Genomic DNA, 21,741 nt, shown 5'->3' with positions numbered 1-21,741 from the left:
AGAGGGGAAAAGCGGGGGTCTTTACGTTGTCTTACGTTTTACGCCCCGCCTGACCCGAAGGCCAGACGAGGCGTCATCGCGTTCAACGATTAGTGGCTAAACGGATTGGAACCGCTGGTCTTCGTCGTACGGGCGGCAGCCGGCTGTGCGGAAGCGGTGTTCGCATAACCGTCAGCGGCGGCGTCCTGCTGCGGATTTTCCGGCGCGACGCTGTCCGGTGAAGTCGGAATCGCTTTACCCAGCGTGTTGTTCAGCGCGATCAGATCCTGCTCGTTCAGCGTGCCGAGAGCGGACTTGATGTTCAGCTCGTTGATCAGGTAGTTATAACGGGCGTTGGAGAGCTGCTGCTTGGCGTTGTACAGCGTGGTGGTCGCATCCAACACGTCAACGATGGTACGCGTACCCACCGAATAACCCGCTTCCATCGCATCCAGGGAGCTCTGCGCAGAGACAACGGCCTGTTTGTAGGCATTGATGCTGCTGATGGAGGCATTCACGTTGTTAAACGACGAACGCACGGTCTGCACGACGCTGCGGTGCGCGCTTTCCAGCTGCTCGCTGGCGCCGACAAAGTTGTATTGCGCCTGTTTCACCTGTGAGTTAACCATCCCGCCCTGATACAGCGGCAGGGTGAAGTTCAGGCCGACTGTGTTTTGCCCGATATCAGCGTCCGGGGAGATGTTTTTGGAACCGCTGTAACGGTTATTAGAGACACTGGTGGAAGCGTTCAAATCAAGAGTAGGTAAATGACCATCCTGCGCCTGGCGAATCTGCTCACGCGCCAGATCCTGATTCAGACGCGCCTGCAGCAGCGACAGGTTACGGTTTTCCGCTTCCTTCAGCAGCGCGTTCACCGCCTGCGGTTTGCTGGTTTTGAAGCCGTTAACGTTCAGCGACGCCAGCTCCGGATAGTAGTTGCCGGTGACCTGACGAAGCTCTTCAACGGCGTTGTCGAGGTCGTTACGCGCGGTCACTTCATTTGCCAGCACGGCGTCGTATTGCGAGCGGGCGTTTTGTACGTCGGTGATGGCAACCAGGCCCACGTTAAAGCGCTGGGTGGTTTGGTCCAACTGACGATAGATAGCCTGTTTCTGGGCTTCGGTATAGGAGAGCGTATCGATAGCGGCCAGAACTTTAAAGTAAGCCGTCGCGGTATTCAGAATCAGCTTTTGCTGGTCGGTCTGATAGGTGACATCCTGAATGCCCGCCGTTTTTTCCTGCAGGGTTAGCGCGCGCCATTTCGACATATCGAACAGGGTTTGCGTTAATTGCAGTGAACCGCTGGTGACGTTGGAGTTCCGGTCTTTGTAATCACGGAATCCGCTGGTATAGGTATAATCCGCGCCCAGACCGAGTTGCGGCAGTAATGGGCTTCGCGCTTCGTTGATCTTTTCGAATGCAGCATCGCGATCGGCTGCCGATTTACGCAGGTCAGGGTTGCTAATACGCGCCTGCTGATAAACCTGCAACAGGTTCTCTGCCTGGCTCATGGCGCTGAAGCCAGTCAGGCCCAGGCCGATAAGGATGGGAAAAAGTTTCTTCATTTGCATTCCTTGTTGTGAAGCATTTAGCGCTACTCAAATTCTAAAAATAATCGCTGATTGTATCGACTCTGTCGCCGTAAAAAGTTGGCGTTACGTGCCATAGGGCGGTAATTTGCACCAATCTAACATACAGGCTGTAAAACGGTAGCCAAACGGCCTATAAATCCCTACTTTCGGATGAGCAGGACACAGACAATGAGCAAACCTAATCAGCAGGGAATTACCTTCTCTAAAAACGATGTAGAAATTATTGCACGGGAAACGCTCTATCGCGGTTTTTTTTCGCTCGATTTATATCGTTTTCGCCATCGCCTGTTTAACGGCGGGATGAGCGGCGAGGTTACCCGCGAAATTTTTGAGCGCGGGCACGCCGCGGTCTTGCTACCCTTTGACCCGGTGCGTGATGAAGTTGTGCTGGTCGAGCAGATCCGTATCGCCGCCTATGATACCAGCGAGAGCCCGTGGCTGCTGGAAATGGTCGCCGGGATGATAGAAGAAGGCGAAACGGTAGAGGATGTCGCCCGCCGCGAAGCGCTGGAAGAGGCCGGGCTTGAAGTTGGGCGCACCAAACCAATATTAAGCTATCTGTCAAGCCCAGGCGGCACCAGCGAGCGGTTATCGATCCTGGTGGGCGAAGTTGATGCATCGACGGCAAAAGGCATTCACGGCCTGGCCGAAGAAAACGAGGATATTCGGGTGCATGTGGTGAGCCGGGAACAGGCTTACCAGTGGGTAGAAGAGGGGAAAATCGACAACGCGGCTTCTGTCATCGCCCTGCAATGGCTGCAGCTGCATTATCACAGCTTACGAAACGAGTGGAAATAATATGAAGCGTTATACACCTGACTTCCCGGAAATGATGCGCCTGTGCGAAACCAATTTCGCCCAGCTGCGCCGCCTGTTGCCTCGCACTGAGGCGGTCGGCGATATGGCGAACTATCAGGTGGGGGCGGCGCAATACCGATTAACGGTGGTCGAATCGACCCGCTACACTACATTAGTGACAATAGAACAGACTATGCCTGCGGTGAGCTACTGGAGCCTGCCGTCAATGACGGTGCGCCTGTATCACGACGCCATGGTGGCTGAAGTGTGTTCAAGTCAGCAGATTTTTCGCTTCAAAGCGAGATATGATTACCCTAATAAAAAGTTGCATCAACGCGACGAAAAGCATCAAATTAATCAGTTTCTGGCCGACTGGCTGCGTTACTGTTTAGCACATGGAGCGATGGCGATTCCGGTTTGTTAGCGTCGTGAAACCTAAGGACACCATTTGGAAAGCCTGTTAAACCTACCTCTGGCTGGTGAGACCAGAGTCAGGATATTACAAATTACTGATACTCACCTGTTTGCTGAAAAACATGAAACGCTGTTGGGTATCAATACCTGGGAAAGTTATCAGGCTGTATTGGATGCGATACATGCCTCACAGCGTGAATGCGACCTGATTGTAGCAACAGGCGATCTGGCGCAAGACCACTCTGCCGCGGCCTATCAGCATTTCGCTGAAGGCATCGCGAGCTTTGCCGCACCCTGCGTCTGGCTGCCGGGAAACCATGATTTCCAACCGGCGATGTACAGCACGCTGCACGATGCCGGCATCTCCCCCGCAAAACGCGTCCTGTTGGGCGATCATTGGCAAATCCTGCTGCTGGACAGCCAGGTCTTTGGCGTGCCTCACGGCGAGCTGAGCGATTTCCAACTGGAGTGGCTTGAGCATCAATTGAATGCGGAACCTGAGCGCTACACGCTGCTGTTACTGCATCATCATCCGCTGCCGGCGGGCTGCAGCTGGCTCGATCAGCATAGCCTGCGCAACGCCGGGGCGTTAGACCACATCCTGAGCAACTATCCGCGGGTTAAGCACCTGCTATGCGGCCATATTCACCAGGAGCTGGATCTCGACTGGAACGGGCGGCGGATGATGGCGACGCCATCGACCTGCGTGCAGTTTAAGCCGCACTGCGCTAATTTCACCCTCGATACCGTCTCTCCTGGCTGGCGCTGGCTTGAACTGCATCCTGATGGCGTGTTGACGACTGAAGTCTGTCGTCTCAGCGGCGCCGAGTTTCACCCGGATATCGCTTCAGAAGGATACTGATGTCTACTCTTCTTTATCTGCACGGATTTAACAGCTCGCCGCGCTCGGCAAAAGCGACGGCGCTGAAAACGTGGCTGGCGCAGTACCACCCGGAAATTAACATGGTGGTGCCGGAACTGCCTGCTTTCCCGGCGCAGGCGGCAGAGATGCTGGAAGCCATCGTGCTGGAGCACGGCGGCGAGCCGTTAGGCGTGGTGGGGTCGTCGTTGGGCGGCTACTACGCCACCTGGCTGTCGCAATGTTTTATGTTGCCGGCGGTGGTGATTAACCCGGCGGTGCGGCCATTTGAACTGCTGAACAATTTTCTTGGCCCCAATGAGAATCCGTACACCGGGCAGCAATATGTGCTAGAGTCTCGCCATATTTACGATCTTAAAGTCATGCATATCGACCCGCTGGAAGCGCCTGACCTTATCTGGTTATTGCAGCAAACGGGCGATGAAGTGCTTGATTACCGCCAGGCTGTTGACTACTTCGCCTCCTGCCGTCAAACGGTCGAGGAGGGCGGTAATCACGCATTTGTTGGCTTTGAAGATCATTTCACCCAGATTATCGATTTTCTGGGCCTGCGCTAAGCGGTTCAGAACGACCTACGAATACACACCATGACGCAATCTTCATATAACGCTGATGCCATTGAGGTACTCACCGGGCTTGAGCCGGTTCGCCGCCGCCCGGGAATGTACACCGACACAACCCGTCCTAACCATCTTGGTCAGGAAGTTATTGATAACAGTGTGGATGAAGCACTGGCCGGCCACGCCAAACGCGTGGAGGTCATCCTCCATGCCGATCAATCGTTGGAGGTTATCGACGACGGGCGCGGGATGCCGGTTGATATCCACCCGGAAGAAGGGGTTCCGGCGGTTGAGCTGATTCTTTGTCGGCTGCACGCGGGCGGGAAGTTTTCTAATAAAAACTACCAGTTCTCCGGCGGCCTGCATGGGGTGGGGATTTCTGTCGTCAACGCCTTGTCTAAGCGCGTGGAAGTCAACGTGCGCCGCGATGGTCAGGTCTACAGCATCGCCTTTGAAAATGGGGAAAAAGTTGAAGACCTGCGCGTCACCGGCACCTGCGGTAAACGCAACACCGGGACCAGCGTCCATTTCTGGCCGGATGAAAGCTTCTTCGATAGCCCGCGTTTCTCCGTCTCGCGGCTAACTCACCTGTTAAAAGCGAAAGCGGTGCTGTGCCCGGGCGTGGAAATTGTTTTCCGCGACCAGGTGAACAACAGCGAGCAGCGCTGGTGCTATGCGGACGGCCTAAATGATTATCTGTGCGAGGCGGTCAACGGCCTGCCGCTGCTGCCGGAAAAACCGTTTGTCGGCAACTTCTCCGGCGAAACGGAAGCGGTGGATTGGGCGCTGCTGTGGCTGCCGGAAGGCGGTGAACTGCTGACCGAAAGCTACGTCAACCTGATCCCGACTATGCAGGGCGGTACGCACGTTAACGGTCTGCGTCAGGGGTTGCTCGACGCGATGCGCGAGTTTTGCGAATACCGCAATATTCTGCCGCGCGGCGTTAAGCTGTCGGCGGAAGATATCTGGGATCGCTGCGCGTACGTACTGTCGGTGAAGATGCAGGATCCGCAGTTCGCCGGGCAGACGAAAGAACGTCTGTCGTCGCGCCAGTGCGCGGCATTCGTCTCCGGGGTGGTTAAAGACGCCTTCAGCCTGTGGCTGAATCAGAACGTACAGGCGGCGGAGCTGCTGGCGGAAATGGCCATTTCCAGCGCCCAGCGTCGCCTGCGCGCCGCCAAGAAAGTGGTGCGCAAAAAGCTCACCAGCGGCCCGGCGCTGCCGGGTAAGCTGGCGGACTGCACCGCGCAGGATCTGAACCGCACCGAACTGTTCCTTGTCGAAGGGGATTCTGCGGGCGGTTCGGCGAAACAGGCGCGCGACCGTGAATATCAGGCGATCATGCCGCTGAAAGGCAAGATCCTGAATACCTGGGAAGTCTCTTCCGATGAAGTGCTGGCTTCGCAAGAGGTGCACGACATTTCGGTGGCGATTGGTATCGACCCGGATAGCGATGATTTAAGCCAGCTGCGTTACGGTAAGATCTGTATTCTCGCCGATGCCGACTCGGATGGTCTGCACATCGCTACCCTGCTGTGCGCGCTGTTCGTGAAGCATTTCCGTACCCTGGTGAAAGAGGGTCACGTGTACGTCGCGCTGCCGCCGCTGTATCGTATCGACCTCGGTAAAGAGGTTTACTACGCGCTGACGGAAGAAGAAAAAGCCGGCGTGCTGGAGCAGTTGAAACGTAAGAAGGGCAAGCCGAACGTACAGCGCTTTAAAGGGCTGGGTGAGATGAACCCGATGCAGCTACGTGAAACCACGCTCGACCCGAACACCCGCCGCCTGGTGCAGCTCATCATCACCGATGAAGACGAGCAGCAAACGACCGCGGTGATGGATATGCTGTTGGCCAAGAAGCGTTCTGAAGACCGCCGCAACTGGCTGCAGGAAAAAGGCGATATGGCGGATCTCGAAGCCTAAGCCGACGTCAGCCGCCAGATGCGAAAAAGGGAGCCTCAGGCTCCCTTTTTACTTCTTACTTCTGTCGGGCTTATACGCCAGCCTGCAAAATGCGGATGCTGGTTTCCAGCACGTCGCCTTTTACCGCTTCGGCGTAAGCCTTCATGTGCGGCGTTTGCAGATGCGCTTCGAGATGCGCGACGCTTTCCCACTGCTCGACCATTACGATCGAATCCGGGGCGGAGGTCTGGAAACTCACGCCGGCGGCGTGGTCAACCAGCGGCGCGTAGCCGTGGCAACCTTCTTCCTGCAGTACCACAGGGACAATTTTAGCGAACTGATCCAGTACCGCCTGACGGTGGTGCTGGCCCGGACGAGTACGAATTTCGGCAATCACTGTTAACATGGTTAACTCAACTCCTTCTGTATGTAGGCTTCTAGTTAACCAAAAATCGCTGCCAGATGCTTGCGATATTCTGCGATGACGTGTGGAACGTCAGGCATTTTAATCACGTCGTTGGCGATAAAGGTCGGCATCGCGCTCATGCCAAGGAACTGATTGGCTTTGTGGAACGGCAGGTAAACGCCATCAACGCCGACGCCGTGGAAGAACTGATCTTTATCGGTGAATGCTTCCATCGGCGCATTCCAGGTTAGCGACAGCATATACTGTTTGCCCTGAATCAACCCGCCGGAGCCATATTTTTTGCTGTCATCGGAGCGGGTACGGCCATCGCTGGCGTACAGAGAACCATGGCCTTCGGTGAAGACGTCATCCATGTACTTTTTCACGGTCCACGGCGCGCCCATCCACCAGCCCGGCATCTGCCAGATAACCACGTCGGCCCACAGGAAATTCTGCACTTCTTCTTTTACATCGTACTCGCTCTCCGCGCGGACGATTTTAACATCATGCCCGACGTCGCGCAGATAACCATCCGCGACCTCGGTCAGGGTGTCGTTCAATTGGCCATTAGAGTGAGCGAATTTTTTCGCCCCGTTGATAATCAGGATGTTGCTCATTTTTTGCCCTCAATCTATTAAATTTGTCGGCAATTTTACCCCGCGAAGCGGGGCAGTAAAATGAGCAAAATGTGCAAAGTCTTTTGCATTTTTGGCAATAATGTTGCTACCAGTAAACGCGCGCCTCGAAGCCGCCGTCGCGCGCGTTAGCAAAATCAACCCGCATGCCGTGCAGCGCGGCGATGCGACGAACGATCGATAAGCCTAATCCGCTGCCGGGGGCATCCTGGCCCGGCGGGCGATAAAAACGCTCGCCAATGCGTGCCAGCGCTTGCGGGCTAATGCCTGGACCATTGTCGCGGACCCGGAATTCGCGGGCGGAAAGGGTGATATCCACCTGGCTACCGCGCGGGCTGTAACGTATGGCATTATCCAGCAGATTGCGTACCAGCAGGCTGAGCAGCAGCGGCTGGCCGGTGCGGACGATATTGCTGGCGTTCAGATGCAGGCGTAACTCAATGGCGGACTGCTGCGCGTGGTGATACATCTCCATTACAGCCGACTGCAACAGGTCGTCGATGGCGACCGGCTGCACGTCATCCAGTTGCGCAAGGGAATCCAGCCGCGACAGCGTAAGTAATTGATCGACCAGCCGAGTGGCGCGGTCGATGCCCTGATGTAGTTGCGCCAACGCTTTATCCCGACCTTCGGGATCGTCCATTGAAAGCTGGGCGACTTCGGTTTGCACCTTCAGCGCCGCCAGCGGGCTGCGCAACTCATGGGCGGCATCAGAGGTAAAGCGACGCTCGCGTAGCATGGTTTCGTGGGTACGGCTGAATAGCTGATTCAGGGCATCGACCAGCGGGCGAACTTCTGAAGGGATTTTGTCGTCCGGCAGACGTTCCGCCGAGTCCGGCGCGCGCTGGCGCAGGGTTCTAGCCAGTTTCTTCAATGGCGCCAGCTCGCGGCTTAATAGCACGATGAGCAGCACGAACATCAGCGGTAGCGCGACCAGCCACGGCGTGAGCTGCGAGGTGACGATATCCATCGCCATTTCTCGGCGATAATCCCACTCCTGGCCGACGGCGATACGATGACGGCCGTCAGCGGTGGTCAGCCACAGAAAACGCCATTCGTCGTCATCGCCACGCAGGTAGCCATCGCTGAAGCCTTCGCGCTGCGAACCCCATTGAATATCTTCGCCGTTTTCGCCATCGTTAAGCACCATTTTTCCGTCGCGGGTGAAAATAGCGAAGGCTAGCGCGTCATCATCAAGATGGCCGTGTTTAACTTTTTTCTTTTCGCGGATCTGCGTCGGTCGCGCCTGCAGCTCATCGACATTCATGGCGCTCAGGCGGCGGGCGAAGAGCAGTTGTTGGGTATCAAACAGCTTATCCAGCTTTTCGCTGGTCTGCTGCCAGGCGATCACGCTGGCAATCCCCCAGGCGGCGCTGGTGAGCAGGACAAACAGCAGCGTCAGGCGCAGGCGCAGGCTCAGACGGGCTAGTCGTTTCATGCGTCACCCAGGGTATAGCCGATGCCGTGCACGGTGCGGATAAAACCGCTGCCGAGTTTGCGACGCAGATGGTGAACGTGAACTTCCACGGCGTTGCTGGAGACCTCGTCGTCCCAGTTATAAAGCTTTTCCTCGATAAGCTTACGCGGCAATACGCGCCCCGCGTTGCGCATAAGCAGTTCCAGCAGGGCGAACTCCTTCGGCTTCAGCGCCAGGCTTTCGCCATCAAGGCTGGCGGTTAAGCGGTTCGGGTCGAGGCTCACCTTGCCGTGGCGCAGCTCGCTGCTGCTCTGGCCGTGAGCGCGGCGGATCAGCGCTTCGAGACGTGCCGCCACCTCAATGAGGGCGAAGGGTTTACACAGATAGTCATCGGCGCCGAGCTGAAGCCCTTCAACCCGCTGGCTAAGCGCGTCGCGGGCGGTGAGGATCAGCACGGGTTCATTACGGCCTTTATCGCGCCATTCGCGCAGAATATCGAGGCCGTCAATGCCGGGGAGAGTCAGGTCAAGTATCGCGGCGTCATAAGGGGCGCTATATAAGGCGTTTTTGCCCTCCTGGCCTGCGGTAAACCAGTCGATGCTGAAGCCCATTTTGCTCAGCCCGGCTTTGATGCCGTCGCCGATCAGTTTGTCATCTTCCACCAATAATATGCGCATGTTTCCCTCCGACGATCCCGTTTCTTTGCGCAGTAAACCGCGTTGATGCAGGGGATGTACAGCATTAAAATTTCTTTTTTCCGCTTAAGAAGTCGTTAAGTTTTGTCAGGCGTAATAGGAGCCATACCAACACATAAGGGAGATTATAAAATGAAAAAAATTGCTGCGATGACCGCGATTATTGCTTTGGTTTCCATGCCGGTACTGGCCGCCGGGCAGGGTGGATTCACCGGACCGTCTACTACCACTACCTCGCAGGCCGGCGGCTTCACCGGGCCGAGCGGCGCGGTGACCACCGTGGCGAACGCCAAGTCGCTGCGCGATGACACCTGGGTGACCCTGCGCGGTAAAATCGTCGAGCGCATCTCTGATGATCTGTATAAATTCCAGGATGCCTCCGGCGTGGTGAACGTCGATATCGACCACAAGCGCTGGAATGGCGTGACCGTCGGCCCGCAGGATACGGTAGAAATTCAGGGTGAAGTCGATAAAGACTGGAACTCGGTAGAGATCGACGTGAAGCAGATCCGTAAAATCACGCCATAATGCCCGCGCCGGAGAGTGCGCAAGATCGGTCAGGAATCGCTATCCTCGCTCTGGCAGAGTGTGTCGCGTGGAGGAGACGATGAACGATATTAAGGCCAGCCCGGCGTACGTCGGGCGTTTTCAGCGAGTCTGTTTGTACATTGAGAACCATCTTGATGAGCCGCTAACGCTGGAGGCGCTGAGCGCGATTGCGTATAGCTCGCCTTACCATTTTCACCGGCAATTTAGTGCGTATACCGGCGTTCCGCTGTACCGGTATATTCAGTGGTTACGCCTGCGGCGCGCCTGTTGGCGCCTGGCCTTCAACCCGCACGAAAAAATCATCGATATTGCCCTTGATGCCGGATTTCAAAATTCGGAGTCGTTCAGTCGCGCCTTCCGTACCGCGTTTGATCAAAGCCCGACTCAGTTCCGTCAGCGACCGGATTGGGCCGAGTGGCATCGACGCGTACCGAAACATACGCTACAGGAGCAAACTTCGATGGACGTCAACATTATTCAATTTCCAGCCACAAGGATCGCCGTATTGCAACATCGCGGGAGCCCGGACCTGGTCAACGCCACCGCCGCGCGTTTTATCGCATGGCGCAAAACGAGCGGGCTGTCGCCAGTCGCCACCAGCGAAACCTGGGGCATTGCCTGGGACGATCCGCAAACAACGCCAGGCGACGCGTTTCGTTTTGATATCTGCGGCACCGTTGAGCGACCGATTCGCGAAAACGCGTTTGGCGTGATTAACGGCGAGATCCCGGCAGGCCGTTGCGCAGTGGCCCGCCATCACGGTTCGCTGGACACGCTGGCGCAAAGCGTTTGGTTTCTCTATCGCGACTGGCTGCCCGCCTCCGGGGAGACGCTAAGGGATTTTCCGGTGTACTTCCGCTACCTCAATTTTGTGCATGAAGTTGGCGAGCATGAACTCCGCACCGATATTTATTTACCGTTAGCCTGATTGATATCCTCATCCTCTTTAACCGATCTCACTTCCTGTGACTCAGGGCGTGAGATCGGGTATTATCGCGGGTAGTTTTGCCGCCGCAATGGCCGCGTCCCAGATTGAGGATCCACGATTAATGAGCGATATGGCAGAGCGCCTCGCGCTACATGAATTCACGGAAAATGCCTACCTGAACTACTCCATGTACGTCATCATGGACAGGGCATTACCGTTTATTGGCGATGGCTTAAAGCCGGTTCAGCGCCGCATTGTCTATGCAATGTCCGAGTTGGGCCTGAACGCCAGCGCCAAGTTCAAAAAATCCGCCCGCACCGTCGGCGACGTGTTGGGTAAATATCACCCGCACGGCGACAGCGCCTGCTATGAAGCGATGGTGCTGATGGCGCAGCCGTTCTCTTACCGCTACCCGCTGGTAGATGGGCAGGGGAACTGGGGCGCGCCGGACGATCCGAAATCCTTCGCGGCGATGCGTTACACCGAATCCCGCCTGTCGAAATACGCCGAACTGCTGCTCAGCGAACTGGGTCAGGGCACCGTCGATTGGGTGCCGAACTTTGACGGTACGCTGCAGGAGCCAAAAATGCTGCCGGCGCGTCTGCCGAACATCCTGCTGAACGGCACCACCGGCATTGCGGTCGGTATGGCTACCGATATTCCGCCGCACAACCTGCGTGAAGTGGCGCAGGCGGCGATTACGCTGCTGGAAAAACCGAAAACCACGCTCGATGAGCTGCTGGATATCGTGCAGGGGCCGGACTACCCGACCGAAGCGGAAATCATTACCCCGCGCGCGGAAATTCGCAAAATCTACCAGAACGGCCGCGGTTCGGTGCGCATGCGCGCCGTGTGGACGAAAGAAGACGGCGCGGTGGTGATTAGCGCGCTGCCGCATCAGGTGTCCGGCGCGCGCGTGCTGGAACAGATCGCCGCGCAGATGCGTAACAAAAAGCTGCCGATGGTTGATGATCTACGTGATGAATCGGATCATGAAAACCCGACCCGTCTGGTGATCGTGCCGCGTTCCAACCGCGTGGATATGGAGCAGGTGATGAACCACCTGTTCGCCACTACCGATCTGGAAAAGAGCTACCGTATCAACCTCAACATGATCGGCCTGGACAATCGTCCGGCGGTGAAAAACCTGCTTGAAATCCTGACGGAGTGGTTGACCTTCCGTCGTGATACCGTGCGTAACCGCCTGAACTACCGTCTGGAAAAAGTCCTCAAGCGCCTGCACATCCTCGAAGGTTTGCTGGTCGCGTTCCTCAACATTGATGAAGTGATTGAGATAATCCGCCACGAAGATGAACCGAAGCCGGCGCTGATTGCCCGCTTCGGCATCAGCGAAACTCAGGCGGAAGCGATTCTGGAATTAAAACTGCGTCATCTCGCCAGGCTGGAAGAGATGAAGATCCGCGGCGAGCAGAGCGAGCTGGAAAAAGAGCGCGATCAGCTGCAGGCGATTCTGGCCTCCGAACGCAAGATGAATAACCTGCTGAAGAAAGAGCTGCAGGCCGATGCCGATACCTTTGGCGACGATCGCCGTTCGCCGCTGCGCGAGCGCGAAGAAGCGAAGGCCATGAGCGAGCACGATATGCTGCCGTCCGAGCCGGTCACTATCGTTCTGTCGCAGATGGGTTGGGTGCGTAGCGCCAAAGGCCACGATATCGATGCGCAGGGACTGAGCTACAAAGCCGGCGATAGCTGGAAAGCGTCGGTGAAAGGCAAGAGCAACCAGCCGGTGGTGTTTATTGATACCACCGGGCGCAGCTACGCCATCGACCCGATTACGCTGCCTTCCGCCCGCGGCCAGGGCGAGCCGGTCACCGGTAAAGTGACGCTGCCGCCGGGCGCCAGCGTAGAACATATGCTGATGGAGTCAGACGATCAGAGGCTGCTGATGGCCTCCGATGCCGGCTACGGTTTCGTCTGTACCTTCAACGACCTGGTGGCGCGCAACCGCGCCGGTAAGGCGCTGATTACGTTGCCGGAGAACGCGCATGTGATGCCGCCGCTGGTCATTGAAGACGATGCCGATATGCTGTTGGCGATTACCCATGCCGGGCGCATGCTGATGTTCCCGGTGAGCGATCTGCCGCAGCTGTCGAAAGGCAAAGGCAACAAGATTATCAACATTCCGTCGGCGGAAGCTGCCTCCGGCCAGGATGGTCTGGCGCACCTGTTTGTCCTGCCGCCGCAGAGCACGTTAACTATCCACGTCGGCAAGCGTAAGATCAAACTGCGTCCGGAAGAGCTGCAAAAAGTCACCGGCGAGCGCGGCCGTCGCGGTTCGCTGATGCGCGGCCTGCAGAAAATCGACCGCGTGGAGATCGACTCCCCGCGCCGCGCCTCAGCTGGCGACAGCGAAGAGTAAGATCCGCATCCTTCACCCGGCTGGAGGATGCGAAAATTTGCCGCAAAATCGTTGTTTATTCAGGCATTGCGATTAACATGTCCTCCAGGGGCGGAGATTTTCCGCCCCGCGTTGAGAGGGCAGCGGTGTCCTGAGCCTGTGATTCAACGGGTATAACGCTAAGCGGTTTGGGTTTCAGAGGAAGCTATGTTATTTATTTTTCGACTAATTTTTGTTGTCATTTATTGCATCGTCGTGTGCATATTTGGCAGTCTTTACTGCTTGTTCAGCCCGCGCAACCCTAAGCACGTCGCGACGTTTGGTCATCTGTTTGGCCGCCTGTCCCCGGTATTTGGCCTGAAAGTCGAACTGCGTAAGCCTGCGGACGCGGAAAGCTACGGCAATGCGATCTACATCGCTAACCACCAGAACAACTATGATATGGTGACAGCGTCGAACATCGTGCAGCCGCCGACGGTTACCGTGGGTAAAAAAAGCCTGTTATGGATACCGTTCTTTGGCCAGCTTTACTGGCTGACGGGCAACCTGCTGATTGACCGCAATAACCGAACCAAAGCGCACGGCACTATTGCCGAAGTGGTGAATGCGTTTAAAAAGCGTAAAATTTCGTTCTGGATGTTCCCGGAAGGGACCCGCAGCCGCGGCCGCGGTCTGCTGCCCTTTAAAACCGGCGCGTTCCACGCGGCCATCGCCGCTGGCGTACCGATTATTCCAGTATGCGTGTCGAATACATCGAACAAAATTAAACTCAATCGCTGGAACAATGGTCTGGTGATTGTCGAGATGCTGCCGCCGGTCGATACCAGCCAGTTTGGTAAAGATAACGTGCGCGCGCTGGCGACACACTGCCGCGAGATGATGTCCGCTAAAATCGCCGAGCTGGATAAAGAAGTGGCCGAGCGCGAAGCGGCTGGAAAGAAATAATACAGGAAACGCCGCGAACGCGAGCGTATTGCTGGCGGGAAACGAATTCCCTTTTTGCATTGTCAGTATTTCATGGAGTTAATATGTCACTCAGTCGGCGTCAGTTTATTAAGGCTTCAGGTGTAGCGCTGTGCGCGGGCGCCGCGCCGCTGAAGGCTCATGCCGCCGGCCAGCAGCCGGTGCTCCCCATTCCGCCTCTGCTGGAATCCCGTCGCGGTCAACCGCTGTTTATGACCCTGCAACGTTCTCACTGGTCATTCACCCAGGGAACGCGCGCGCCGGTATGGGGCATCAATGGCCGCTACCTGGGGCCGACCATCCGCGTCTGGAATGGTGATGACGTCAAACTTATCTACAGTAACCGCCTGACCGAAAATGTCGCCATGACGATTCGCGGCCTGCAGGTGCCGGGGCCGCTGATTGGCGGCGCGGCGCGCATGATGTCGCCGAATGCGGATTGGGCGCCGGTATTGCCGATTCGCCAGAGTGCGGCCACTTTGTGGTATCAGGCGAATACCCCGAACCGGATGGCGAAACAGGTTTACAACGGCCTGGCGGGAATGTGGCTGGTAGAAGACGAGGTCAGCAAAAACCTGCCGATCCCGAACCACTACGGCGTTGATGATTTCCCGGTGATTATTCAGGATAAGCGGCTGGATAACTTCGGCACTCCGGAATATAGCGAACCGGGCAGCGGTGGTTTCGTGGGTGATACCCTGTTGGTCAACGGCGCGCAGGGGCCCTATGTCGAAGTCTCTCGCGGCTGGGTACGACTGCGTCTGCTGAACGCATCTAACTCGCGCCGCTATCAGTTGCAGATGAGCGATGGTCGTCTGCTGCACGTTATCTCAGGCGATCAGGGCTTCCTGCCGGCGCCGGTCTCACTTAAGCAATTGTCGCTGGCCCCCGGCGAGCGGCGTGAAATTCTGGTGGATATGACCAACGGCGATGAAGTGTCGATTACCTGCGGTGAAGCGGCGAGCATTGTCGACCGTATCCGCGGTTTCTTCGAGCCGTCGAGCATTTTGATCTCCACGCTGGTGCTGACGCTGCGTCCGACCGGGCTGCTGCCGCTGGTTACCGACAGCCTGCCGGTGCGCCTGCTGCCGACCGAGCTGCTCTCCGGTACGCCGCTGCGCAGCCGTGATATTACTCTTGGCGACGACCCAGGCATCAATGGCCAACTGTGGGATCCGCAGCGCATTGATATCACCGCTCAGCAGGGAACGTGGGAGCGCTGGACCGTGCGCGCCGACCGCCCACAGTCGTTCCATATTGAAGGCGTGATGTTCCAGATCCGTAACGTCAACGGGACCATGCCGTTCCCGGAAGATCGGGGCTGGAAAGATACGGTGTGGATTGATGGGCAGGTGGAACTGCTGGTGTATTATAACCAGCCTTCCTGGCCGCACTTCCCGTTCCAGTACCTGAGCCAGACGCTGGAGCTCGCCGACCGCGGCTCGATTGGCCAGATCCTGGTGAATCCGGCGCCGTAATATCCGCAACCCTGGCCGCAACCCGGTCAGGGTTTGAGAAAATCCTCCTTCATTTCCACTATCATTCCGGCTTATAATCCACGCCCTTTTGGTTATTTTTTTATCATTTTCCCCGGAAGCAATATGAGCGCAATATCCCTGATCCAGCCGGATCGTGACCTATTTTCCTGGCCGCAATACTGGGCTGCCTGTTTTGGCCCTGCGCCATTTTTACCAATGTCGCGTGAAGAGATGGATCAACTTGGCTGGGATAGCTGCGACATTATTCTGGTGACCGGCGACGCCTACGTCGACCATCCAAGTTTCGGCATGGCTATCTGCGGCCGTATGCTGGAAGCGCAGGGATTCCGCGTAGGGATCATCTCCCAGCCGGACTGGAACAGCAAAGAAGACTTCATGCGCCTGGGTAAGCCGAATCTGTTCTTCGGCGTCACTGCGGGCAATATGGACTCAATGATCAACCGCTATACCGCCGACCGTAAGCTGCGCCATGACGACGCCTATACCGCCGGCAACGTCGCGGGTAAGCGCCCGGACCGCGCGACGCTGGTTTATACCCAGCGCTGTAAAGAGGCGTGGAAAGACGTGCCGGTGATCCTCGGCGGTATTGAAGCCAGCCTGCGCCGTACCGCGCACTACGATTATTGGTCCGATACCGTACGCCGCTCAGTGCTGGTGGATTCGAAAGCCGATATGCTGATGTTCGGCAATGGCGAGCGCCCGCTGGTAGAAGTGGCGCATCGTCTGGCGATGGGCGAGGCCATCGGTGATATTCGCGATGTGCGTAATACCGCGATCATGGTAAAAGAAGCGCTGCCGGGCTGGAGCGGCGTTGACTCCACGCGTCTGGATACGCCGGGCAAAATCGACCCGATTCCGCATCCGTACGGTGAAGACCTACCGTGCGCCGATAACAAACCCGTGCCCCCGAAAAAAGCCGAGGCCAAAGCCGTTGTCGTGCAGCCGCCGCGGCCAAAACCGTGGGAAAAAACCTACGTGTTGCTGCCATCCTTCGAGAAGGTCAAAGGCGACAAAGTGCTCTATGCCCACGCGTCGCGCATTCTGCACCATGAAACCAACCCCGGCTGCGCCCGTGCGCTAATGCAAAAGCACGGCGAGCGTTATATCTGGGTTAACCCGCCGGCGATCCCGCTGTCGACTGAAGAGATGGACAGCGTCTTTGCGTTACCGTACAAGCGTGTGCCGCATCCTTCTTATGGCGATGCGCGTATCCCGGCCTACGAGATGATTCGCTTCTCCATTAACATTATGCGCGGCTGTTTCGGCGGCTGTTCTTTCTGCTCGATCACCGAACACGAAGGGCGCATCATCCAGAGCCGCTCCGAAGATTCGATCATTAATGAAATCGAAGCGATTCGCGACACGGTTCCCGGCTTTACCGGCATTATTTCCGATCTTGGCGGCCCAACCGCCAATATGTATATGCTGCGCTGCAAATCCCCGCGCGCCGAGCAGACCTGCCGCCGTCTCTCCTGCGTCTACCCGGATATCTGCCCGCACATGGACACCAACCATGAGCCGACGATTAATCTGTACCGCCGCGCTCGTGACCTGAAAGGCATTAAGAAAATCCTTATCGCATCGGGTGTGCGTTACGACATCGCCGTAGAGGATCCACGCTATATCAAAGAACTGGCGACCCACCACGTCGGTGGCTATCTGAAGATCGCGCCTGAGCATACCGAAGAGGGGCCGCTGTCGAAGATGATGAAGCCGGGCATGGGCAGCTATGACCGCTTTAAAGAATTGTTTGATACCTATTCGAAGCAGGCGGGTAAAGAACAGTACCTGATCCCGTACTTTATTTCCGCTCACCCAGGGACGCGCGATGAAGATATGGTGAACCTGGCACTGTGGCTGAAGCGTCATCGCTTCCGTCTAGACCAGGTACAGAATTTCTACCCGTCGCCGCTGGCGAACTCAACCACCATGTATTACACCGGCAAGAACCCGCTGGGTAAAATCGGCTATAAGAGTGAAGATGTGGTGGTGCCGAAGGGCGACAAACAGCGCCGTCTGCATAAAGCGCTGCTGCGCTATCACGATCCGGCAAACTGGCCGCTGATCCGTCAGGCGCTGGAAGCGATGGGTAAAAAGCATCTGATTGGTTCACGCCGTGACTGCCTGGTGCCGGCGCCGACGCTGGACGAGATGCGTGAAGCGCGTCGCCAGAACCGTCATACCCGTCCGGCGCTGACGAAGCATACGCCGATTGCGCATCAGCGCCAGACGCCAGCCGCCTCGGGGGCGAAAAAGCGTATCAAGCCGAAGACGGCGTCCCGCTAAGCCGCTTCCCCGGCGGTTCCGATCGCCGGGGGAAAGCCTGTCACATAAGGAGAGAGAACGATAATGACGCCGGTAATCCTGTCACGACAGCAGCTGGATAGGTTGTGGGAGATAGACCGCAGCGAAATTATCGACACCCTTTATAAGCTCGATGATGGCCGGCTTCAGGCGTACCCGCAGTACTATGACGTCCGTGGCTGGGATCCTCACGATCGACAGATTTATACGCCTATTCACGAGGCCTGCTACGATCGCGGCGGTATATTTTTCGCCTTTTTCGAGCAGAATAAAATCATTGCCGCGGCGGCGATGGATACCTTGCCAAGGGGTGAAAAGGGCGATCTGCGCCAACTGTTATTCTTTTATGTGGGCGCGGCGCAGCGCGGCCAGGGATGGGGGCGACGTCTGTTTGACTATGCGCTGCAGCAGCTTCCTGCTCTGGGCGCATCAGGCCTGTATATTTCGTCCATCCCCAACAAAAGCACCGTTGATTTTTATCTCTCACAGGGCTGTCGTTTAATTGATAAGCCCGACCCGGAGCTGTTTGCTCTGGAGCCTGAGGATATTCATTTAATTTGCGAAAGCCTTTAGCGCCGCGCGGCGCTAAAGGCAAAAGTTAAGGGGATTAACCGCCGAACTGATCCGGGTCGGGGCCGAGACGTTTGCCCTGGTCCAGCTTAGCGATTTCACTGAGTTCGTCTTTGTCGAGACGGAAGTCCCAGACGTCAAAGTTTTCCGCGATACGCGATGGCGTGACGGATTTCGGGATCACCACCAGTCCGCTGTCGAGATGCCAGCGAATGACGATTTGCGCTGGCGTTTTGCCGTATTTATCCGCCAGATGGTGAATAATTTTCTGATCGAAGACCCCTTTGCCGCCCTGCGCTAATGGGCTCCAGGATTCGGTCTGGATTTTGTGGGTGGCGTTCCATGCATGCAGTTGACGCTGCTGCATTAACGGGTGCAGCTCAATCTGGTTGATCACCGGAGCGACGCCGGTTTCATCAATCAGCTTTTGCAGATGTGGCACCTGGAAATTACATACCCCAATGCTTTTTGCCAGCCCTTGCTGCTGCAATTCGATCAGCGCCTGCCAGGCTTCGACGTAATGGCCTATCGCTGGCACCGGCCAGTGAATTAAATAGAGATCCACATAGTCCAGTTTCAGCTTGCTCAGGCTCTCTTTTAGCGCTTCATGCGGCCGTTTTTGATCGTCGTTCCACAGTTTGGTAGTGATGAAGAGCTCATCGCGATTGACGCCCGCGCTGCTTAACGCGTTGCCGACGCCAGCCTCATTTTGGTACGCGGCGGCGGTGTCAAAAGAACGATAACCGACTTCCAGCGCCTTATGAATGGCGGAGACGACTTCCTCGTTGCCTGCTTTCCACACGCCGAGACCCAACTGCGGCATCAGGTTGCCGTCGTGTAGTTTTATAACGGTTGGATGTGTCATGCCTTCCTCCTGTTAATGAACTCAGCGTGAAAAATCCGCCGAGGGGTAGCATTAAGTCTGGACGAAATAGCTAAAAACGGTAGTAAAAACACCTCTCCCCGGCGTTTGTTTAACGTAAGGAGAGGTGAATCAGGTGGGGAGAACTTAGCGGGCAGCCTCGTAAATACGACGGCTGACGTCCAGAGTGATATCCTGATTTTCGCCAAGCTTAGTCATGCCGTGCTCTTCCAGTTTCGCCAGCAGTGCCGGGATGGAGCTACCGTCGAGACCGTAATCGGAAAGGCGAGTCGGCACGCCCATCTGCTCGAAGAAACTCCGGGTTGCGGCGATAGCGGCATCGATACGTTGCTCTTCGGAACCTTCGGTAATATTCCACACGCGCTCGGCGTACTGCAGCAGCTTAGCGCGCTTGGTATCGCGTTTCTCATTCCACAGCGCCGGCAGCACGATAGCCAGCGTCTGCGCGTGATCCAGGCCGTGCATCGCCGTCAGTTCGTGGCCGAGCATATGCGTCGCCCAGTCCTGAGGGACGCCTGCGCCAATGAGGCCGTTCAATGCCTGCGTCGCCGCCCACATAATGTTGGCGCGCACGTTGTAGTTCTCCGGCTCCTGCAGCGCTTTCGGGCCATCTTCCACCAGCGTTAGCAGAATGCCCTCGGCGAAACGGTCCTGAATTTTACCATCAACCGGGTAGGTCACGTACTGCTCAACGGTATGGACGAAAGCGTCAACGACGCCGTTAGCGACCTGGCGTGGCGGCAGGGTGTAGGTATAAACAGGATCGAGGATCGCAAAGACCGGCTGAACGTGTTCGGACATAAACGCGCGTTTATCGCCGGTGGTTTTACGCGAGATAACCGCGCCTTTATTTGATTCGGAACCGGTCGCCGGCAGGGTCAATACTGAGCCCATCGGAATAGCGCGGGTAATCTTGCTGCCGTAGGTTTCCAGAATTTCCCACGGATCGATATTCGCGTCATAGTGCGCGGCCGCGGCGATAAACTTGGTGCCGTCGAGCACCGAACCGCCGCCAACCGCCAGCAGGAAAGTCACGTTCTCTTCACGAGCGATTTTCACCGCGTTCATCAGCGTTTCGTAAGACGGGTTTGGCTCAATTCCGCCGAACTCCAGCACGTCAAAGCCAGCCAGCGCGCTCAGTACCTGGTCCAGTACGCCGGTTTTCTTCACGCTACCGCCGCCGTAAGTCACCAGCACGCGAGCGCCGGCTGGGATTTGTTCGCGCAGGTCGGCGATGGCGCCTTTGCCGAACAGAATGCGGGTTGGGGTATGTAAATTGAAGTTATTCATGGCTGGTGCCCTCATAAAGATGAAACTCCCGGCAGAAAGGACGACTCTCTACCCGATGGCGGCTATTGTGTTCCTGCGACCGTTTCCTCTCAATGCACATTCCTGCCATTGTCTTGCCCATTTCTCCATTGGGCTGGAGAAAAAGAAGGAAACTACGCACAATAAGCTTGTAGAAAAGTCGTCGGAGAAGCAGCGAAAATGAACCGTGCCGAGATATGCCAGCTATTAACAGAAAAGGTTAACAAGCTGAAAGATAAGCAAGAAATGCTAAGTGAACTGCTGCCGGATATCCGTCTGCTGTACGGGACGCAGCCGGGCACCCGTACGCCGGTGATGTACCAGCCGGGGATCGTTTTTCTCTTTTCCGGCCATAAAATTGGCTATATCAATGAACGAACCTTCCGTTATGACACCAACGAATACTTACTGTTAACCGTCCCGCTGCCGTTCGAATGCGAAACCTTCGCGACCCCGGAAGTGCCGCTGGCGGGAATGCGGCTGAATGTCGATATTTTGCAGTTGCAGGAGCTGCTGATGGATATCGGCGAAGATGAGCTTTTTCAGCCGTCGGTCGCCTCCAGCGGGATCAACTCGGCGGTGTTATCAGAAGAGATCCTCTGCGCGGCGGAGCGCCTGTTAGACGTGATGGAGCGGCCGCTGGACGCGCGCATTCTCGGCAAACAGATTATCCGCGAGATCCTTTATCACGTCCTGATTGGCCCCTGCGGCGGCGCGCTGCTGGCGCTGGTCAGCCGACAGACGCACTTTAGTCTGATTAGCCGCGTTCTGAAGCGTATTGAAAGCCAGTACACCGAAAACCTTAGCGTTGACCAACTGGCAGCGGAAGCGAATATGAGCGTCTCGGCGTTTCACCATAATTTTAAATCGGTCACCAGCACCTCGCCGCTGCAATATTTGAAGACCTATCGTCTGCATAAGGCCAGAATGCTGATGATCCATGACGGCATGAAAGCCAGCGCGGCGGCGATGCGCGTCGGCTACGAAAGCGCCTCGCAGTTTAGCCGCGAGTTTAAACGCTATTTCGGTATTACGCCGGGTGAAGATGCCGCGCGTATTCGCACGATGCAGGGGATTTGATAAGGATGCGGCGCCTGTAG

Annotated in this window: 19 protein-coding genes and 1 pseudogene; 13 read left to right on the top strand and 7 right to left on the bottom strand. The window is 56.5% G+C overall.

Annotation, left to right across the window (positions count from 1 at the left end):
• Nucleotides 1-89 precede the first annotated feature (89 nt).
• A complete protein-coding gene (gene tolC / locus AC2CGP_RS13245; protein ID WP_015369648.1) occupies nucleotides 90-1,544 on the bottom strand; it encodes an outer membrane channel protein TolC in 1,455 nt (484 codons plus the stop codon).
• 195 nt (nucleotides 1,545-1,739) lie between these two features.
• On the opposite strand from tolC, the gene nudF reads away from it, so the two are divergent.
• Genes nudF through parE form a run of 5 tightly spaced genes read left to right on the top strand, consistent with a single transcriptional unit; the run spans nucleotide 1,740 to nucleotide 6,146 of the window.
• On the top strand, nucleotides 1,740-2,369 hold the full coding sequence (gene nudF, locus AC2CGP_RS13240) for an ADP-ribose diphosphatase (protein WP_411303191.1): 630 nt from the start codon (nucleotides 1,740-1,742) through the stop codon (nucleotides 2,367-2,369).
• Nucleotide 2,370: 1 nt separating this feature from the next.
• Nucleotides 2,371-2,793, top strand: a complete 423-nt coding sequence (locus AC2CGP_RS13235; RefSeq protein ID WP_015703512.1) for a DUF1249 family protein — start codon at nucleotides 2,371-2,373, stop codon at nucleotides 2,791-2,793.
• A gap of 24 nt (nucleotides 2,794-2,817) precedes the next feature.
• Entirely contained in the window at nucleotides 2,818-3,645 is an 828-nt protein-coding gene (gene cpdA / locus AC2CGP_RS13230; RefSeq protein WP_015369651.1) for a 3',5'-cyclic-AMP phosphodiesterase, read from the top strand.
• Nucleotides 3,645-4,220 (top strand): esterase YqiA, encoded by a 576-nt coding sequence (gene yqiA, locus AC2CGP_RS13225; protein ID WP_015369652.1) that lies wholly within the window; start codon nucleotides 3,645-3,647, stop codon nucleotides 4,218-4,220. The genes cpdA and yqiA overlap by 1 nt, the downstream gene beginning before the upstream one ends.
• Nucleotides 4,221-4,250: 30 nt before the next feature.
• The gene (gene parE, locus AC2CGP_RS13220; RefSeq protein WP_015369653.1) at nucleotides 4,251-6,146 is read left to right on the top strand and encodes a DNA topoisomerase IV subunit B; all 1,896 of its coding nucleotides are present in this window, start codon (nucleotides 4,251-4,253) and stop codon (nucleotides 6,144-6,146) included.
• A gap of 70 nt (nucleotides 6,147-6,216) precedes the next feature.
• Here the strand turns inward: parE and AC2CGP_RS13215 are convergent, their stop codons facing one another.
• From AC2CGP_RS13215 to qseB, 4 genes are all read right to left on the bottom strand, one after another.
• Nucleotides 6,217-6,531 carry a putative quinol monooxygenase gene (locus AC2CGP_RS13215; protein ID WP_015369654.1) on the bottom strand — a complete coding sequence of 105 codons (315 nt, stop codon included), beginning with the start codon at nucleotides 6,529-6,531 and terminating at the stop codon, nucleotides 6,217-6,219.
• A 35-nt stretch (nucleotides 6,532-6,566) separates the two neighbouring features.
• The gene (locus AC2CGP_RS13210) at nucleotides 6,567-7,148 is read right to left on the bottom strand and encodes an NAD(P)H-dependent oxidoreductase (RefSeq protein ID WP_032709174.1); all 582 of its coding nucleotides are present in this window, start codon (nucleotides 7,146-7,148) and stop codon (nucleotides 6,567-6,569) included.
• 106 nt (nucleotides 7,149-7,254) lie between these two features.
• Nucleotides 7,255-8,604 carry a quorum sensing histidine kinase QseC gene (gene qseC, locus AC2CGP_RS13205; protein WP_047053687.1) on the bottom strand — a complete coding sequence of 450 codons (1,350 nt, stop codon included), beginning with the start codon at nucleotides 8,602-8,604 and terminating at the stop codon, nucleotides 7,255-7,257.
• On the bottom strand, nucleotides 8,601-9,260 hold the full coding sequence (gene qseB / locus AC2CGP_RS13200; RefSeq protein WP_032712534.1) for a quorum sensing response regulator transcription factor QseB: 660 nt from the start codon (nucleotides 9,258-9,260) through the stop codon (nucleotides 8,601-8,603). The genes qseC and qseB overlap by 4 nt, the downstream gene beginning before the upstream one ends.
• Nucleotides 9,261-9,410: 150 nt before the next feature.
• On the opposite strand from qseB, the gene AC2CGP_RS13195 reads away from it, so the two are divergent.
• The 7 genes and pseudogenes from AC2CGP_RS13195 to AC2CGP_RS13165 all read left to right on the top strand — a co-directional run bounded on the left by AC2CGP_RS13195 (nucleotide 9,411) and on the right by AC2CGP_RS13165 (nucleotide 18,453).
• Nucleotides 9,411-9,806, top strand: a complete 396-nt coding sequence (locus AC2CGP_RS13195) for a YgiW/YdeI family stress tolerance OB fold protein (protein WP_015369658.1) — start codon at nucleotides 9,411-9,413, stop codon at nucleotides 9,804-9,806.
• A gap of 79 nt (nucleotides 9,807-9,885) precedes the next feature.
• Nucleotides 9,886-10,755, top strand: coding sequence for an AraC family transcriptional regulator (locus tag AC2CGP_RS13190; protein WP_213759561.1), 870 nt, complete (start codon nucleotides 9,886-9,888; stop codon nucleotides 10,753-10,755).
• Between the two features lie 121 nt (nucleotides 10,756-10,876).
• Nucleotides 10,877-13,135, top strand: coding sequence for a DNA topoisomerase IV subunit A (gene parC, locus AC2CGP_RS13185; protein ID WP_032712532.1), 2,259 nt, complete (start codon nucleotides 10,877-10,879; stop codon nucleotides 13,133-13,135).
• A 186-nt stretch (nucleotides 13,136-13,321) separates the two neighbouring features.
• Nucleotides 13,322-14,059 carry a 1-acylglycerol-3-phosphate O-acyltransferase gene (gene plsC / locus AC2CGP_RS13180; RefSeq protein ID WP_015369660.1) on the top strand — a complete coding sequence of 246 codons (738 nt, stop codon included), beginning with the start codon at nucleotides 13,322-13,324 and terminating at the stop codon, nucleotides 14,057-14,059.
• An 83-nt stretch (nucleotides 14,060-14,142) separates the two neighbouring features.
• On the top strand, nucleotides 14,143-15,555 hold the full coding sequence (gene ftsP / locus AC2CGP_RS13175; protein WP_015369661.1) for a cell division protein FtsP: 1,413 nt from the start codon (nucleotides 14,143-14,145) through the stop codon (nucleotides 15,553-15,555).
• Nucleotides 15,556-15,588: 33 nt separating this feature from the next.
• Nucleotides 15,589-17,926: pseudogene (locus AC2CGP_RS13170) on the top strand (YgiQ family radical SAM protein).
• Nucleotides 17,926-18,453: a GNAT family N-acetyltransferase gene (locus tag AC2CGP_RS13165; protein ID WP_059444222.1), complete on the top strand. Its 528-nt coding sequence runs from the start codon at nucleotides 17,926-17,928 to the stop codon at nucleotides 18,451-18,453. The pseudogene AC2CGP_RS13170 and the gene AC2CGP_RS13165 overlap by 1 nt, the downstream one beginning before the upstream one ends.
• 34 nt (nucleotides 18,454-18,487) lie before the next feature.
• Here AC2CGP_RS13165 and dkgA read toward each other — a convergent pair whose 3' ends face one another.
• Nucleotides 18,488-19,315, bottom strand: a complete 828-nt coding sequence (gene dkgA, locus AC2CGP_RS13160) for a 2,5-didehydrogluconate reductase DkgA (RefSeq protein WP_015369664.1) — start codon at nucleotides 19,313-19,315, stop codon at nucleotides 18,488-18,490.
• Nucleotides 19,316-19,459: 144 nt separating this feature from the next.
• Nucleotides 19,460-20,623, bottom strand: a complete 1,164-nt coding sequence (gene yqhD / locus AC2CGP_RS13155) for an alcohol dehydrogenase (RefSeq protein WP_015703503.1) — start codon at nucleotides 20,621-20,623, stop codon at nucleotides 19,460-19,462.
• A gap of 198 nt (nucleotides 20,624-20,821) precedes the next feature.
• Between yqhD and AC2CGP_RS13150 the strand changes: the two genes are divergently transcribed.
• On the top strand, nucleotides 20,822-21,721 hold the full coding sequence (locus AC2CGP_RS13150) for an AraC family transcriptional regulator (protein WP_020077917.1): 900 nt from the start codon (nucleotides 20,822-20,824) through the stop codon (nucleotides 21,719-21,721).
• The last annotated feature ends 20 nt before the right edge of the window (nucleotides 21,722-21,741 follow it).

Source organism: Klebsiella sp. SYXHC3 (assembly GCF_057196925.1).
The sequence above is the reverse complement of the archived record's forward strand: the minus strand, read 5'-3'. Positions and strand labels throughout refer to the sequence as shown.